This is a genomic window from uncultured Mailhella sp., from assembly GCF_944324575.1.
GTDB lineage: Bacteria > Desulfobacterota > Desulfovibrionia > Desulfovibrionales > Desulfovibrionaceae > Mailhella.
The window spans coordinates 25,082-37,177 of record NZ_CALUWV010000018.1 but is presented as its reverse complement, the minus strand read 5'-3'; the positions used below and the strand labels follow the sequence as shown (position 1 = coordinate 37,177).

Sequence of the window (12,096 nt, the reverse complement as noted above, 5' to 3'; positions counted from 1 at the left end):
GCGATCATGTCGTTGCCTGCGGGGCCAGGATGTACGCCGTCGGCAAGATCGTTGACATAGCCGATTTTCAGAACCGGGTGGAAGATATCCACGAAGGGCACGTCGATGGCGGAACAGATGGCCGCATAGGCCGTGCACAGCGCATCGAGGCGCTGGCAATGTTCCTTGCCGGCAACGGGCGGGGCGCTGACAAGCGCCGTGGCACCGAAGGTTTTCGCCTTCAGCAGGATGTCACGGGCATTTGCGGCCGATTCTCCCACGGGGATGTTGGGAAAGCCCTTCGGCGCAGCCATGTCCACGGTACCGAAACAGAACAGCAGATAGGAAGGGACGCCTTCCATGGTTCTGGCCTTGAACTCAGCTTCGAAGCGGTCCAGTATCATGCGGCTGGAGTTTCTGCGGACGCCCATGTTGTAGAAGGTATCCGGCGGGACGGAAAGACCGGCCTGAGCGGCCTTGCCCGCCAGACGGGAGACCCAGCCGCCTGCAGGGGCGTCGTTGACGCCGAGGGTGACGGAGTCGCCGAAGAAGTGAAAGATTTTCATGGAATGGTCCTTTTATGGTTGTATGGTGTCACTACGTGTGAAAGTCTGGGAACGCGCTTTCTGTATGTCTGTGGCATGGTATGAAATCGGGCTTCGGTGTGCGGATGTGCCGAAGGACGTGTTGCCTGTGCCGACAAGCGGTGGGGAAGGGGCGTGGATCCTGTTGCCGAGGCATTTTTTACCATGTTCCTCCGGCTCTGCCAAGTCGAGAGGGCATGGCGAGGCGCCTGCTTTTTTAAGGGAAGAGCGGGACTGAACGCTGAAAACGTCGACCTGTCCGGACGATTGCTGTCAGAGACTGACTTGAAATGCGTTGCGCTTGCTGCTACGTTGCTTGTTTTCAAATGATGTGGAAAAGGCAGGAGGTACGCTATGGAAGGCGGCAGCGACAAGGATCTGCTCAAGGAACTCGCTGACTATAGAAACGGACTTCAAAATATGCTTGCCTCGGAGGCGGTGAAGGCCGGATTTCTGAAGGATTCGGTGCGCAGCATTTCCGAGCTCTCCGGGCTTGTGCGTACATTTTTCGAGCACTGCATACGGGAGTATCACTCTTTGTATGATCATGTGGAGCCGCTGGCTGTTCTGGGCTCATGCTGCTTTGCCGGCGCGGCGGCAGCCAATCTGTGGGACGCTGTTGAGGATGAGCTTCTCAAGAGCAATCTGTTCGTGCTGCTTTCCCGTGAACGGGGCATGAAGTATCTTGACGATACGGCTTTAGAGCTCGCGGGAATGCCTGGCGGGACGCCCGAGGGCGATCGTCTTGCCGCGTGCATTAAGGGAAACTGGAGCATCATGGCGCTGGCTACGTGGAGTGGTACCATCAAGGGGCGCTCCGCAGAGGAAGCCATGCTTTTTCTTCAGTCCACGGCTCAGGTGCTCTTCATTCTTGGAGAAGCCATCGTTCTTGCCAGAAAGGAGAAGTAGCATGATGAAGGATTCTGCCGCAGCGCTGCTTCGCGCCGGGGTAAACAGGCTTTTGAAGAGCGATGCCGTCATGTCCGCACTGCAGCGTCATGCGGGACGATATGTCGATATCCTGGACCTTGGGTGCGCCACGGGAAGCGGCATAACGCTGGTGGTACGCCCTCTGGGATTTTCCGAAGACGTGTGCATAGTGCTGAGTCGCGCCGAAGTGGATGAAAACGGTGCATGGATACGCCCTACGGAAATTTCTGCGGACAGAGAGAGCGTTGATGCGCTGCTCCGGGACTTCGTGCAGGGAAAAAAGTTTGCGTTGCCTGCCATGGCACGGCCTTTTGCCGGAATGCTGGGAAAGCTTCTTGCCGTCTGACCAAGGATGGGATTTCTGCAAAATCCGACAGACACAGGCATTGTATATCCGGATGCTGCCCCCAGGCTGGGCTGCTCAGCGTATGACGATGGCTATGGTTCGGGGATCTTCCTGCCTGACTTCGCAATGTTGCGGCTCTCCGGCGAGCGGAAAGGTGAGGATGGTGTCGTCATCTTTGGAGACGATACGCATTTCCTTGATAAGACTGTTGTCCGGGGGTTTGTCGTAGACTTTCCATCGTCCGGGCATGGTGACTTCATAGCGCAGCGGATCGCGCAGCAATCTGCCTTCGGCCGTGAGTGCCGGGCCTTCTCCGGCGATGCGGAGCACCATGGAGTCTTTTGTTCTGGCAAGGGAAGCCCACGTCTTTTTCAGGCGTTTGTCCGACACCGCAGCGGTCTTGATTGACGGTGTGTCTGCGGAGGCGGTCTGCCTGCTTTCGGAAAGAACTTCCCCGGCCGACGGCGTTTCGGTGATGATGTCTTTTTCCTTTTCAGAAGGCGGTGTTGCCCCTTCGGCTGTTTTTTGTGGTTCCGGCGAGGTTATGTCCGCCTTTCCGATCACCGGATTTACTGCAGAAGCAGGAGGTTCTTCTGCTTCCAAACGGGTCAGTTCAGTCCTGCTCGTGTTCGCGTGAGATGCCTGTGAAGACGTCGTCGATGCGTCATTGGGGCGATTGTCGTTTTTTTCGGCGGGGACGGGCAGGCTTCGGGTCAGATGGGCGATGTCCGCCATGGCCCCGCTCACGCTTCCGCCCGGCTGATCGTCCACATTGCAGAGAGCTTCGGCAGGGTATTCACAGAAGTTTTCAATGCGGATACGCGAGGCTTCCAGAGAGGCCTTGAGCTCCTCATTCTGACGTTCAAGTCTTTTTCCTTCTTCCCAGGATTGCAGAAACAGCCATGAGCCGCAGCCGACGGCAAGAACGAGAGCGGTAACGCTTATTCCTACAAGGGTAATGAAGAGCTTGTTCATGATGGATTTCCGTTGATCTTTCAAGAAGAAAAAATGTTTTTTTCAGGCGGTCGTGCCGGGAGATGCCGGATCAGGGAGCGGCTGCGTTGTTTTTTTGTTCTGCGTTTCTGTGGGCGGCTACCTGTTTCAGATATTCCCGGGTTTCGGGAAAGGGCGGAATGCCGCCGTACTTGATTACGTTGGCCGGGCCGGCATTGTAGGCAGCGAGTGCCAGATCCAGAGAGCCGAAGCGGTCGAGCTGACGGCGCAGATAGGCGCTGCCTGCCATGACGTTGGCCTCGGCGTCGTAGGGGTTTTCCAGCCCGAGTTCCTTCTGGGTTTCCGGCATGATCTGCATGGCTCCGCGCGCACCTTTGGGGGATACGGCGTTGGCCTGAAAGGACGACTCCGTGCGTATGACGGCCGCAATGAGCGATTCCGGCAGGCGATAGGTTTCAGAGGCCTTACGGATGATGCGCTTCCATTCTTCCGGGGCCGTGTACGATCTTCCGTCATGCATGGCCCCGGCAAGTTCCGGTGTAATCATGGGACGGGGCATGGCAAGAAATCTGGCGGACGGAGAAAGGCTGGAAACGTCCATGCTGTCGATGAGAAATTCGTGTGTCTGCCGTCTTTCCAGAATGCTGGTTTCCGTGACGCTGACTTCCTCGGACAGAATGCGTCCGGCATGCGCGTGTTCCGATAGAAGCGATACCATCAGCACGCCGAGGAGAACGGACATTGCCCGAAGCGGCGGAATGTTATTTCTGAATCGACCGGCAGGCACGGACTCATTCCTGTTCGGGGATGGAAAAATAGACGTCGATGCGGTTGGTATCGTCCTCGCGGGAATAGGCCTGATGTCTGGTGACGCTGCGGATGAGGTAGATGCCCAGGCCGCCGATGGGACGGCTTTCCGCATCAAGGGAGATATCCGGATCGGGAACTTCGGCAAAGGGATTGAAAGGCGCGCCCCAGTCTCTGACGGAGAAGCACAGCATGTCCTCGCCGTCGAAGAACACTTCGCGCAGCGCTATTTCGGCATTGCCGGTAGTGCCTTCCGGATAGGCGTAGCTGAACACGTTGACCAGCAGCTCTTCCGTCACGAGCTCCACGTTGAGCAGGGCGGGAAGAAAGCGGGGAGGAATGTTTTCGGAAAGAAAACTGTTGACAGCGGCGAGCTGTTCCAGTCGTGCAGGAACATGAAGCTGTGGCATGGAAGCCTCCTGCGGCATGGAGAGAGACGACGCTCGGGGCGCGGTCGGTCTCCGTTTTGACAAGCGTGGAATGTTGCGACAAGGCGGGAGTTGCGTTCGACAGGCTCCGCCATGTTTTTCAGCGCATGCCGGCAAGAGCCTCGTCAAGGCTGGGATAGACCTTGAGAATGGACGTGAAGCCGGAGAGCTTGAACATATCGGCCACCATGGCCTGCATGGAACAGAAGGCCAGCGTGGTTCCGGCGGACTTGCAGGCCTTGCCCATGGTGAGTATGCCGCGCAGACCGGCGGAGCTGATGTATTCGAGCCCTTCAAGGTCGATGATGATGCGGCCGGAACCGGATTTCAGAAGATTCTGGCACTCTTCATTGAACTCGGAAACCGTAGTGGCGTCCATGCGGCCGGATATGCGGGTGACGGATATGCCGTCTTTGAGAGTGGTGCTGATCTGCACGGTAAACCTCCGTCTTGTTACTGATAGCTGAGCATCAGTCCCTGACTGATTTTCAGCCAGCCGTCGAGCGTGACGAAAAGCAGCAGCTTGAACGGCAGCGATATGGTGGTGGGAGAAACCATCATCATGCCCATGGCGAGCAGAATGTTGGATATGATGAGATCTATGGCTACGAAAGCCAGATAGAGCACGAAGCCTATCTGGAAGGCTTTGGTGAGTTCGGAAATGGTAAAGGCCGGGATCATGATGAGCAGGTTGTCCTTGCTTATCATGTTGTGGCGCTCCGCCGGCCAGATGCGTCTGGCCGTACCCATGAACATGTTGGTTACCTTTTCGTCGGAATTGGCGGAAAGAAAGCGGCGGAGCGGAGGCGAGGCCTTGTCGGCAACGTTGAGTATGTCCGAAAATCCCGGCTGTGTAGGAAGGGTGATGTTCCTGACGATGTCTGCGGTGTCCATGGCCACGGGAGCCATGATGAACACGCTGAGAATGATGGCCAGCCCGTTCATGACCATGGCGGGCGGTACCTGCTGCACGCCGAGCGCATTGCGCACCAGAGAGGTGACCACCACGATTTTGACGTAGGAGGTGACCATCATGAGAAAGAAGGGGGCGAGTCCGAGCAGGGACAGCCCGGCCATGAGGTACAGAGGATTGATGTCGGACATGAAACGCGGCTCCGGAGCGCGCTACAGCGTTTCGGCGATCTGCACGCCCAGGGTTCCGCCCATGTCCACCAGACGTCCTCGGGCTATGGCCTTGCCGTTGGCCCGTATGGTTACAGGGGAGGCGAGATCGCCGTTCAGGGAAAACGTATAGCCGGGCGTGAGCGCCTCGAGCTCTCCTACCGTAATGACGCGACGGTCGAGCTCGAAGCTCAGGCGTATGTCTATGTCTTTGATTTCAGAGCTGTCCATGGAGGGGTCCGGTTCTTCGGATAAGGGTGTGGCAAGCGTGGCCTGCGTTCCGTCCACGGTGCAGGACGCCGCCAGGCTTGCGGCGCTTTCGCGGCGAACACGCAGAATCAGCGTTTCCGGGGCCGTCCAGACCTCGGGCAGAAGCACGTCTTCCGGTGCGAGCGCGGCGGCCTCTTCAGGCGTGATTCGAAGATAGCCCGATTCAAACGCGACTTCAAGAGGAACGGTTTTCAGCACCTTGCTCAGCGGGCCGCCGCAGCGCACGGGGAGAGACCTGAGCGCCTCGACAAGAACGTATCCGCTTTCAGCGTTCATGGGAGAAAGACGCAGAAAGGCCGTCAGTTCCGGCAGACCGTTGCAGGCGGAAAGAGATGCCTTGAATCCTGTGGAAAAGGGACGTGCGGCATCAGGGGTATGGAACTGAACGTTCTGCACGGCAAATGGCAGGTTGAGCAGAGTCTGCAGAGAGGAGAGCAGAGGAGCGAGCAGAGATTCCAGCAGGGCGCGACGCACTTCTTCAGGCAGCGCACGCTCATCGAAGACGGGAGCCTGTCCTCCGTCGTCAAAGGCTTCATGTCGAAGCAGCAGCGCCGTGTCGTCGAGTTCAAGCTGCCAGCTCGTTCCGTTGATGTCGAGGTCGAGAACGCAGGCGGGTGAAAACTCGGGAGTATTCGTCAGAGGCGAGAGACTCAGTTCTCCTGAGCCGAAGGGAGCGCTCCACGGTTCGGGGCGAAGCAGGAGCGAGTTTTGAAGAAGTGCCTTTTCCCGGGCGAGAAAAGGAGGTCTGAAGGTGGGATAATATGCGTGTTCCGCCATGGTGTCGTTCCGTGTAAAGAGCGTTTGTTCGCTTCCCTCCGATGTAATGATCGGGAAGCGTTGTTTTTTGAGGAAGGCGTTCCTTCATCTGATTCGGCGTTATTCAGGGAAAAGCTGATCTTCCGTCATGTAGGTGCGCGACCGTCTGCCGGAATCGTTATCCTCACGACCGGAATCTTTTGTGACCTCAACTCGCACGCTGCTTCCCTCCAGCTTTTCCAGCATGGATTTGAGAGAATCCTGCGCGGATACCAGCGTCTGGAAGGACGAAGCATCGGAACTTGAGAGCATGACGGAAAGCATGCCGGTCATGTCCCGGTGAAGCGTTATTTCCGTACCGGGCAGAGCATGGCTTCCCAGAGAGAGCCTGACCTCATGTCCGCCCTGTTCGGGGGTGGACACAAGAATGCGTTCCACCAGTTTTTCCAGCTCCGCCTGATCCGGCCCCTGAGCGGCGGGATCTGCCGGGGCGACTCCTTCCATGCGACCGGAAAAAAGACTTTCAAGAGGATTCGTCATGCCGGCAAGGGAGGCGGAAGCGTCGGGCGTTGGAGATGTTTCCTCCTTTTTCGTCCCGCCGCTTTCCAGGTCATGTCTGCCGGGTCTCTCTTCTTCCAGCGACTTCATGAAAAGGTCGGCGCTTTCCCTGTCGCAGGGAGGAGGAGAGCTTTGACCTCGCTCCTGACGAGGCGTTTTTTCCGCGGATGCAGGCTCGGAAAAACGGATGTTCATGCTGCTCATGATGATGCGCTCCTTCATGTCAGGCGTCTTCGCCCTCGGCTTCGGCACCCTTGCGTGATATGGGATGAAATTCCTCAAGTTCCAGATCTTCCCTGCGTTCCTCTTCCTTTTTGGCGTCTTCCTTCCACAGATCTCTGTGTGCTTCTATTTTGGAAGTGTTTTTGCTGGCGGTTTTTGCGGCCGTTTTCGCTCCTTCAAGTTCAACTCGGCGCTGTTCCACCTCTTTTTGAGCCGAAATCACGGCCTGTTCCCGAGAGTGTTCCTCGTCGGCGAGTCTTGCGAGTCCGGCCTTGAACAGCTCCAGTTTTTCAAGACTCACAGGGACGTTCATGATGGCCTCGTAGCGCCGGTCTTCTTCCTGCTTTCGCCACACGCGGAATTCGTCCAGCTCCCGTCGTGTCTTCTCCACGTTTTCTTCTGCTTCCCGAACGGCGACTTCCGCGCTGCGCACACGCCGTTTGGCGCTTTCTTCCCGGTACCGGCGCACGGTGAGCATTGCGGCGAGGGGATAGGCTTCCACGATCAGTGCACCGCCTCGAACAGCCCTTCCAGTGTCTGCTCGAACGTGCTTTTTTCGCCGAGCCCCTGCTTGAGAAAGGCGTTCACTTTGTCTATGTGCGCGAGCGCGTCGTCGGCTTCCTTGTCCGCTCCCTTCTTGTACTCACCTATCTGCACGAGAAGTTCTACTTCCGCATATTTTGCCAGAATCTGCCGCAGTCTCTGGGCGGCCTTCTTGTGTTCCTTGCTGACGATGGCATTCATCACGCGGCTGACGCTCGCCTGAACATCGATGGCAGGGTAATGGTTGCGCGCGGCGAGCTTGCGCGAAAGGACGATGTGTCCGTCGAGAATGGAACGTGTTTCGTCGGCAATGGGTTCGGTCATGTCGTCGCCTTCCACAAGCACGGTGTAAAGCGCCGTAATGGATCCCTTGTCGGAGTTGCCCGCCCTTTCCATGAGCTTGGGGAGCTCGGAAAACACCGACGGAGGAAAGCCTCGTCTGGTGGGAGGCTCTCCCGCGGCAAGGCCGATTTCTCGCTGAGCACGGCCGAAACGGGTGACGGAATCCATCATGAGCAGAACGCTTCGGCCCTGATCCCGAAAGTATTCGGCAATGGCCGTGGAGGTATAGGCCGCCTTGAGGCGCTCCATGGAAGAACGGTCCGAGGTGGAGACGACGAGCACGGCCTTTTTCCGTCCTTCCTCGCCGAGGTCGTTTTCAATGAATTCCCGGACTTCTCTTCCTCGTTCGCCGATAAGCGCCAGCACGCACACCTCGGCGGAGCAGCCCTTGATGATGCTTGAAAGCAGCGTGGATTTGCCGCCGCCTGCCGCGGCGAAGATGCCCATTCGCTGGCCTTCTCCGCAGGTGAGCATGCCGTCGAGGGCGCGCAGGCCGAGCGAGAGCGGACGACTGATGATTTTGCGCGTCATGGGGTTTGGCGCTTCGGCAAAAACCGGATAGTGCTGACGGGTCCTGAGTGCGGGGCCCCCGTCGATGGGCTGGCCGAGCCCGTCGAGCACGCGACCGAGCAGCTCTTCGCCCACGGGAACGGAAAGGATTTCTCCCGTGGGTATGACCTCCGTGGCCGGAGATACCCCCTGACAGCTCCCGAGGGGGGAAAGCAGGGCCACGTTGCGGACAAAACCCACGACTTCGGCCTTCAGCGTGAAATTTTCCCAGGGATTGCTGAGTATGCAGAGCTCTCCCACCTTCACGCCGGGGACGACGGCACGAATGATGGTTCCCACGACCTGTTCCACGCGACCGCGCACGTCCACGGGCGTTGTCGTCTGCACCGCTTCTTCAAGAAGAGCTCCTATGTACTCAAATGCCATGGCTGCGCTCCGCGGACGTTACTGACGTATTTTGCTGTGAAAGGCGTGTTCCAGCGCCTTGAGCTGGGTTTCGAGACTGGCGTCAACGACGCCGAGTTCGCTTTCCAGAATGCACGAGTCCCGGGAAAGGCGTGCGTCGGCAACAATGGTAAGAAATCCGCTGCCGGAAGAGCCGGCGGTCATGGCGGCAAGGGCCTGCGTCACGGCCTCCTCGTCGGCGGGCGCCACGCGCACCGTCACTTTCTGCTGGCCCCGGACATTGTTCAGGGCCGTGCGGACGATGCGGACGATGCGCTCCTTGCTGTCCATTTCTCCGATGATTTTTCGTATGGCCTGATTGACCACACTGACCAGCGTGTCTTCGATGCCTTCGATGAACTCCACGGAACTCAGGATGGTTTCCATCATTTTTTCCGCGTGCTCCAGCTTGCCTTCCTCCATGCCGTCGCGGTAGCCTTCCTCCTTTTTTCGCTCATAAGCTTTTTCTGCCTGAGCTTCCATGGCAGCGGCCTTTTCACGTGCGGCGTCCAGCAGGGAGGCTGCTTCCAGATAGAGTCCTTACTCGTCCACCTTGCTGCTTTTCGTTTCTGCGGCGGGACGTACGGAACTTTCGCCTAGTCGAAACATGGAGCCCATTCCGGTGCGACCTCCCTGAGAAGAAGTTTTTTCATGGTGAACCACAAAGCCCTGCGCTGCTCCCTGCGAAGTTGCGGGAGCGGCGATCCTTCCGAAGATGGTGACGAGTCGACGTGCGGAAGCCTGCTGGCCGCAAGTGCTTTGAGCGGCTTGGGCCAGTCCGAGCTTATGACGGCAAGCACCGTTGCCGCAAGCGTTCGAACTCTCCCGGGCAGATCACTCGGAACGCCGGGCGCAAGCAGAAGTGCTCGCAGAGTGCCTACCTGATAGCGTCCCCGCTTGAGCGCGTAGGAAAGCACGTCGGCCCCGAGCTCCCGCCGCAGGGTCAGCACCTGTTCGCGGGCGATGACGTGCGAAATCTCTTCGGCGTGCACGGCGGCGCTGAAAAAAAGACCGACCCGTTTGAGCGTGTCGGCATCGAGCAGCGCCAGTCTCTGTGATTCTTCGGAAAAGTTCCAGTAACCGGTCTGCTGTGTCGACGGCCTCCAGGCTCTCCTGAAGTCCTGCCGGTTCCAGAGCTCTGCAAACGATCCGCCAAGCGAGGAAAGCTCTGCGGGAACCGGAGCGGCAAACTCGCGGTTGAATGCGAGCATCGCCTGGAAAAGCCGGGGCTTTTGAGTGATGACTTCGGCAAGAAATCGGTAATCCATGAGTTACTGAACCTTGTTCCTGCGGCTGCGTACATAGATGACGGCGGCTGCGGCCAGTCCGATGCAGGCCAGCGTCAGAAGACCGGCCAGTCCGGCCAGAAGATAGATTCTGCTGTTGTCCATTCCGGCAGCAGTACCGGATTCCGAGGGCATGGGAACGCTGACCGTTTCGCGCACGGGCACGAGCATGACGGAAACCTTGTCCTGCATGAGACCGGGAACGGCGTTGGCGGCAAGCTCGCGGATGTAGGGAATGAGCCTTGTCACCTGAGATTCGGGGGTGTGACGCAAAAAGACGGCGGCACTCGGCGGGGTGACGTTGCCGGTTCCGAGATCGGTCTGACCGAGCACGACGTGCACTCTTGCAGTAAGCACACCGTCGATGCGCGAAAACGTGTCGGAAAGCTCCTGGGAGAGCGCATATGCCAGCCGTGCCTGTTCTTCCGTAGTCGAGGATATCATGCCCTGAGCGGAGAACACCTGACCGAGATTCTGAAAGTCCTCACGGGGCAGACTGTTTTCTTTCAGAATTTCCAGAGCCTGAACGATCTGCCTTTCTTCTACGGCAATGCTGAAATCGTTCTTGGCCGCGATTTTTTCCGCGGAAATGCCGTGACGGAGCAGAACGGACAGCATGGTGTTGGCCTGATTTTCGCTGAGTCCCTGATAGATTTCAGTCTTGCAGCCGGCAAGCAGAAGAACGGTCGCAGCAAGGACGAGGCAAAGAAGTCGGCGGGAGGCGGAAAGACAGTGGGAGCGGAAAAACGACATGACGGCATTTCCTTGTCAGGACTGGTTGCGGAGCAGGGAGTCCAGGCCCTGCGTGGTCTTCTGAGTGACCTGATAGCCGGAGTCGGCCTGAAACCGGAGCATGGCCACCTGAAACTGAAGGTGATAGAGTTCGGAAGGGGAGAGAAGCGGCGCTTCGGACGCCCCGGTAACGGCAGAGCGATCTGCTGAGACGTTTTCTGCGACACTGTCCTTGGAGGTCACATCCCGTGCGGAGGGCGAGACGTTCTGGACTTCCGGCTGCCCGGCCGTTCCGGCGGAAGCGGGCCGGGCATCGGACTGTTCCAGAAGCTGTTCAAAGGCACGGGAGAGCGCATCCGGTACGGGAGACGGGCCGGAACTGACGAGGCCCTCTCCCTGCGGAATGCTCATGCGTTCGAACGCTTCGAGAAGACGACTCGATGAATCCAAAGATATGGCGTCCATGGATGAGCGCTCCGTCAGCCGGCAGGGTTATTCCCGGTCTATCTGTTCCATGAGAGAACAGGCCAGTTCCGAGGCGCTGCCGTCCTTTTCGGTGAGAGGACGGAGCGCTTCGCGGGCTTCGTCCTTTCTGTCGGCCAGACAGAGACAGAGTCCGAGCATGGCACGTGCGTCAGTGTCTTCGGGGTGTTCGGACAGAATGTCGTCGCGAAGCAGCTTCTCGGCTTCTTCATATTCTCCTATGACGATATGGCTGAGAGCCTGTCCGATCAGCGCCGGAACGTGACCGGGACGGACGGCCAGAACGCCGTCATAGATGGTGCGGGCTCCAAGAACCATGCCCTTGTGGCATCCGGCGTTGGCAATGTCGAGAAGGCGGGCGATCTGGGAATCGGTAAGCATGATGTCTCCATGCGGTCGACAGTCTTCAACAGGCTGTCATTGGGGTGAAATGACGGTCAGAGGTTTTCGGCGACAGTCTCTTTTTCCGGCCTCATGCCGACGAGACGGTCCTGTTGAGTCCCCACCGTAGTCCTTCGTGCACCGTTCGGGCGAACGACATGAGCCCATGGTCTCAGCTGGAGCGCTGCGCCAGGCTCTTCATCATGTCGGTCATGCTCTTGGTTACGGTGGAAAGCGCTTCCATCATGGTGTTGTACTGGCCGACTTCAAACTGCAGGGAAATCATCTGTTCGTTGCTGAGTTCTTCTCCGTTGGCAAGTTCCGCCATCTTGGCGTTGAGATCGGAACCTTTGGAGCTGATGCCCTGAAGGGTGTTTTCAAACATCTGGGAAATATTGAGTCCGCTGATGGAATCCATG

18 protein-coding genes are annotated in these 12,096 nt (G+C 58.1%); 2 read left to right on the top strand and 16 right to left on the bottom strand.

The genetic code is table 11. From position 1 onward, the window contains the following. On the bottom strand, nucleotides 1-545 hold a 545-nt coding region (locus Q0J81_RS03900), incomplete at its 3' end, for a GDSL-type esterase/lipase family protein (protein WP_294446128.1). Between the two features lie 372 nt (nucleotides 546-917). Here Q0J81_RS03900 and Q0J81_RS03895 point away from each other — a divergent pair. Both Q0J81_RS03895 and Q0J81_RS03890 read left to right on the top strand, forming a co-directional pair. Then, nucleotides 918-1,472, top strand: a complete 555-nt coding sequence (locus Q0J81_RS03895; protein WP_294446127.1) for a hypothetical protein — start codon at nucleotides 918-920, stop codon at nucleotides 1,470-1,472. 1 nt (nucleotide 1,473) lies between these two features. Further along, on the top strand, nucleotides 1,474-1,839 hold the full coding sequence (locus Q0J81_RS03890) for a hypothetical protein (protein ID WP_294446126.1): 366 nt from the start codon (nucleotides 1,474-1,476) through the stop codon (nucleotides 1,837-1,839). A gap of 75 nt (nucleotides 1,840-1,914) precedes the next feature. On the opposite strand, the gene Q0J81_RS03885 is transcribed toward Q0J81_RS03890, so the two are convergent. The 15 genes from Q0J81_RS03885 to Q0J81_RS03815 all read right to left on the bottom strand — a co-directional run bounded on the left by Q0J81_RS03885 (nucleotide 1,915) and on the right by Q0J81_RS03815 (nucleotide 12,095). Then, nucleotides 1,915-2,814: a hypothetical protein gene (locus Q0J81_RS03885; protein WP_294446125.1), complete on the bottom strand. Its 900-nt coding sequence runs from the start codon at nucleotides 2,812-2,814 to the stop codon at nucleotides 1,915-1,917. A 70-nt stretch (nucleotides 2,815-2,884) separates the two neighbouring features. After that, a complete protein-coding gene (locus tag Q0J81_RS03880) occupies nucleotides 2,885-3,511 on the bottom strand; it encodes a lytic transglycosylase domain-containing protein (protein WP_294446124.1) in 627 nt (208 codons plus the stop codon). Between the two features lie 73 nt (nucleotides 3,512-3,584). Further along, nucleotides 3,585-4,010 carry an ATP-binding protein gene (locus tag Q0J81_RS03875; RefSeq protein WP_294446123.1) on the bottom strand — a complete coding sequence of 142 codons (426 nt, stop codon included), beginning with the start codon at nucleotides 4,008-4,010 and terminating at the stop codon, nucleotides 3,585-3,587. A gap of 118 nt (nucleotides 4,011-4,128) precedes the next feature. After that, nucleotides 4,129-4,464, bottom strand: a complete 336-nt coding sequence (locus tag Q0J81_RS03870; RefSeq protein ID WP_294446122.1) for an STAS domain-containing protein — start codon at nucleotides 4,462-4,464, stop codon at nucleotides 4,129-4,131. A 17-nt stretch (nucleotides 4,465-4,481) separates the two neighbouring features. Continuing rightward, complete coding sequence (gene sctR / locus Q0J81_RS03865; RefSeq protein ID WP_294446121.1) at nucleotides 4,482-5,132, bottom strand: type III secretion system export apparatus subunit SctR; 651 nt, start codon at nucleotides 5,130-5,132, stop codon at nucleotides 4,482-4,484. A 21-nt stretch (nucleotides 5,133-5,153) separates the two neighbouring features. After that, nucleotides 5,154-6,197, bottom strand: a complete 1,044-nt coding sequence (gene sctQ / locus Q0J81_RS03860) for a type III secretion system cytoplasmic ring protein SctQ (protein WP_294446120.1) — start codon at nucleotides 6,195-6,197, stop codon at nucleotides 5,154-5,156. Nucleotides 6,198-6,296: 99 nt separating this feature from the next. Beyond that, a complete protein-coding gene (locus Q0J81_RS03855; RefSeq protein ID WP_294446119.1) occupies nucleotides 6,297-6,956 on the bottom strand; it encodes a type III secretion HpaP family protein in 660 nt (219 codons plus the stop codon). A gap of 1 nt (nucleotide 6,957) precedes the next feature. Continuing rightward, nucleotides 6,958-7,458 carry a YscO family type III secretion system apparatus protein gene (locus tag Q0J81_RS03850; protein ID WP_294446118.1) on the bottom strand — a complete coding sequence of 167 codons (501 nt, stop codon included), beginning with the start codon at nucleotides 7,456-7,458 and terminating at the stop codon, nucleotides 6,958-6,960. A 2-nt stretch (nucleotides 7,459-7,460) separates the two neighbouring features. Further along, on the bottom strand, nucleotides 7,461-8,777 hold the full coding sequence (sctN, locus tag Q0J81_RS03845) for a type III secretion system ATPase SctN (protein WP_294446117.1): 1,317 nt from the start codon (nucleotides 8,775-8,777) through the stop codon (nucleotides 7,461-7,463). A gap of 18 nt (nucleotides 8,778-8,795) precedes the next feature. Then, nucleotides 8,796-9,326 (bottom strand): HrpE/YscL family type III secretion apparatus protein, encoded by a 531-nt coding sequence (locus Q0J81_RS03840; protein WP_294446129.1) that lies wholly within the window; start codon nucleotides 9,324-9,326, stop codon nucleotides 8,796-8,798. A gap of 65 nt (nucleotides 9,327-9,391) precedes the next feature. Beyond that, entirely contained in the window at nucleotides 9,392-10,063 is a 672-nt protein-coding gene (locus Q0J81_RS03835) for a SctK family type III secretion system sorting platform protein (RefSeq protein WP_294446116.1), read from the bottom strand. Between the two features lie 3 nt (nucleotides 10,064-10,066). Further along, nucleotides 10,067-10,834 (bottom strand): type III secretion system inner membrane ring lipoprotein SctJ, encoded by a 768-nt coding sequence (gene sctJ / locus Q0J81_RS03830; RefSeq protein ID WP_294446115.1) that lies wholly within the window; start codon nucleotides 10,832-10,834, stop codon nucleotides 10,067-10,069. 15 nt (nucleotides 10,835-10,849) lie between these two features. Continuing rightward, the gene (locus Q0J81_RS03825; protein ID WP_294446114.1) at nucleotides 10,850-11,278 is read right to left on the bottom strand and encodes a hypothetical protein; all 429 of its coding nucleotides are present in this window, start codon (nucleotides 11,276-11,278) and stop codon (nucleotides 10,850-10,852) included. Nucleotides 11,279-11,305: 27 nt separating this feature from the next. Further along, nucleotides 11,306-11,677: a tetratricopeptide repeat protein gene (locus tag Q0J81_RS03820; protein WP_294446113.1), complete on the bottom strand. Its 372-nt coding sequence runs from the start codon at nucleotides 11,675-11,677 to the stop codon at nucleotides 11,306-11,308. 172 nt (nucleotides 11,678-11,849) lie between these two features. Next, nucleotides 11,850-12,095 (bottom strand): EscF/YscF/HrpA family type III secretion system needle major subunit, encoded by a 246-nt coding sequence (locus tag Q0J81_RS03815; protein WP_294446112.1) that lies wholly within the window; start codon nucleotides 12,093-12,095, stop codon nucleotides 11,850-11,852. Between the last annotated feature and the right edge of the window lies 1 nt (nucleotide 12,096).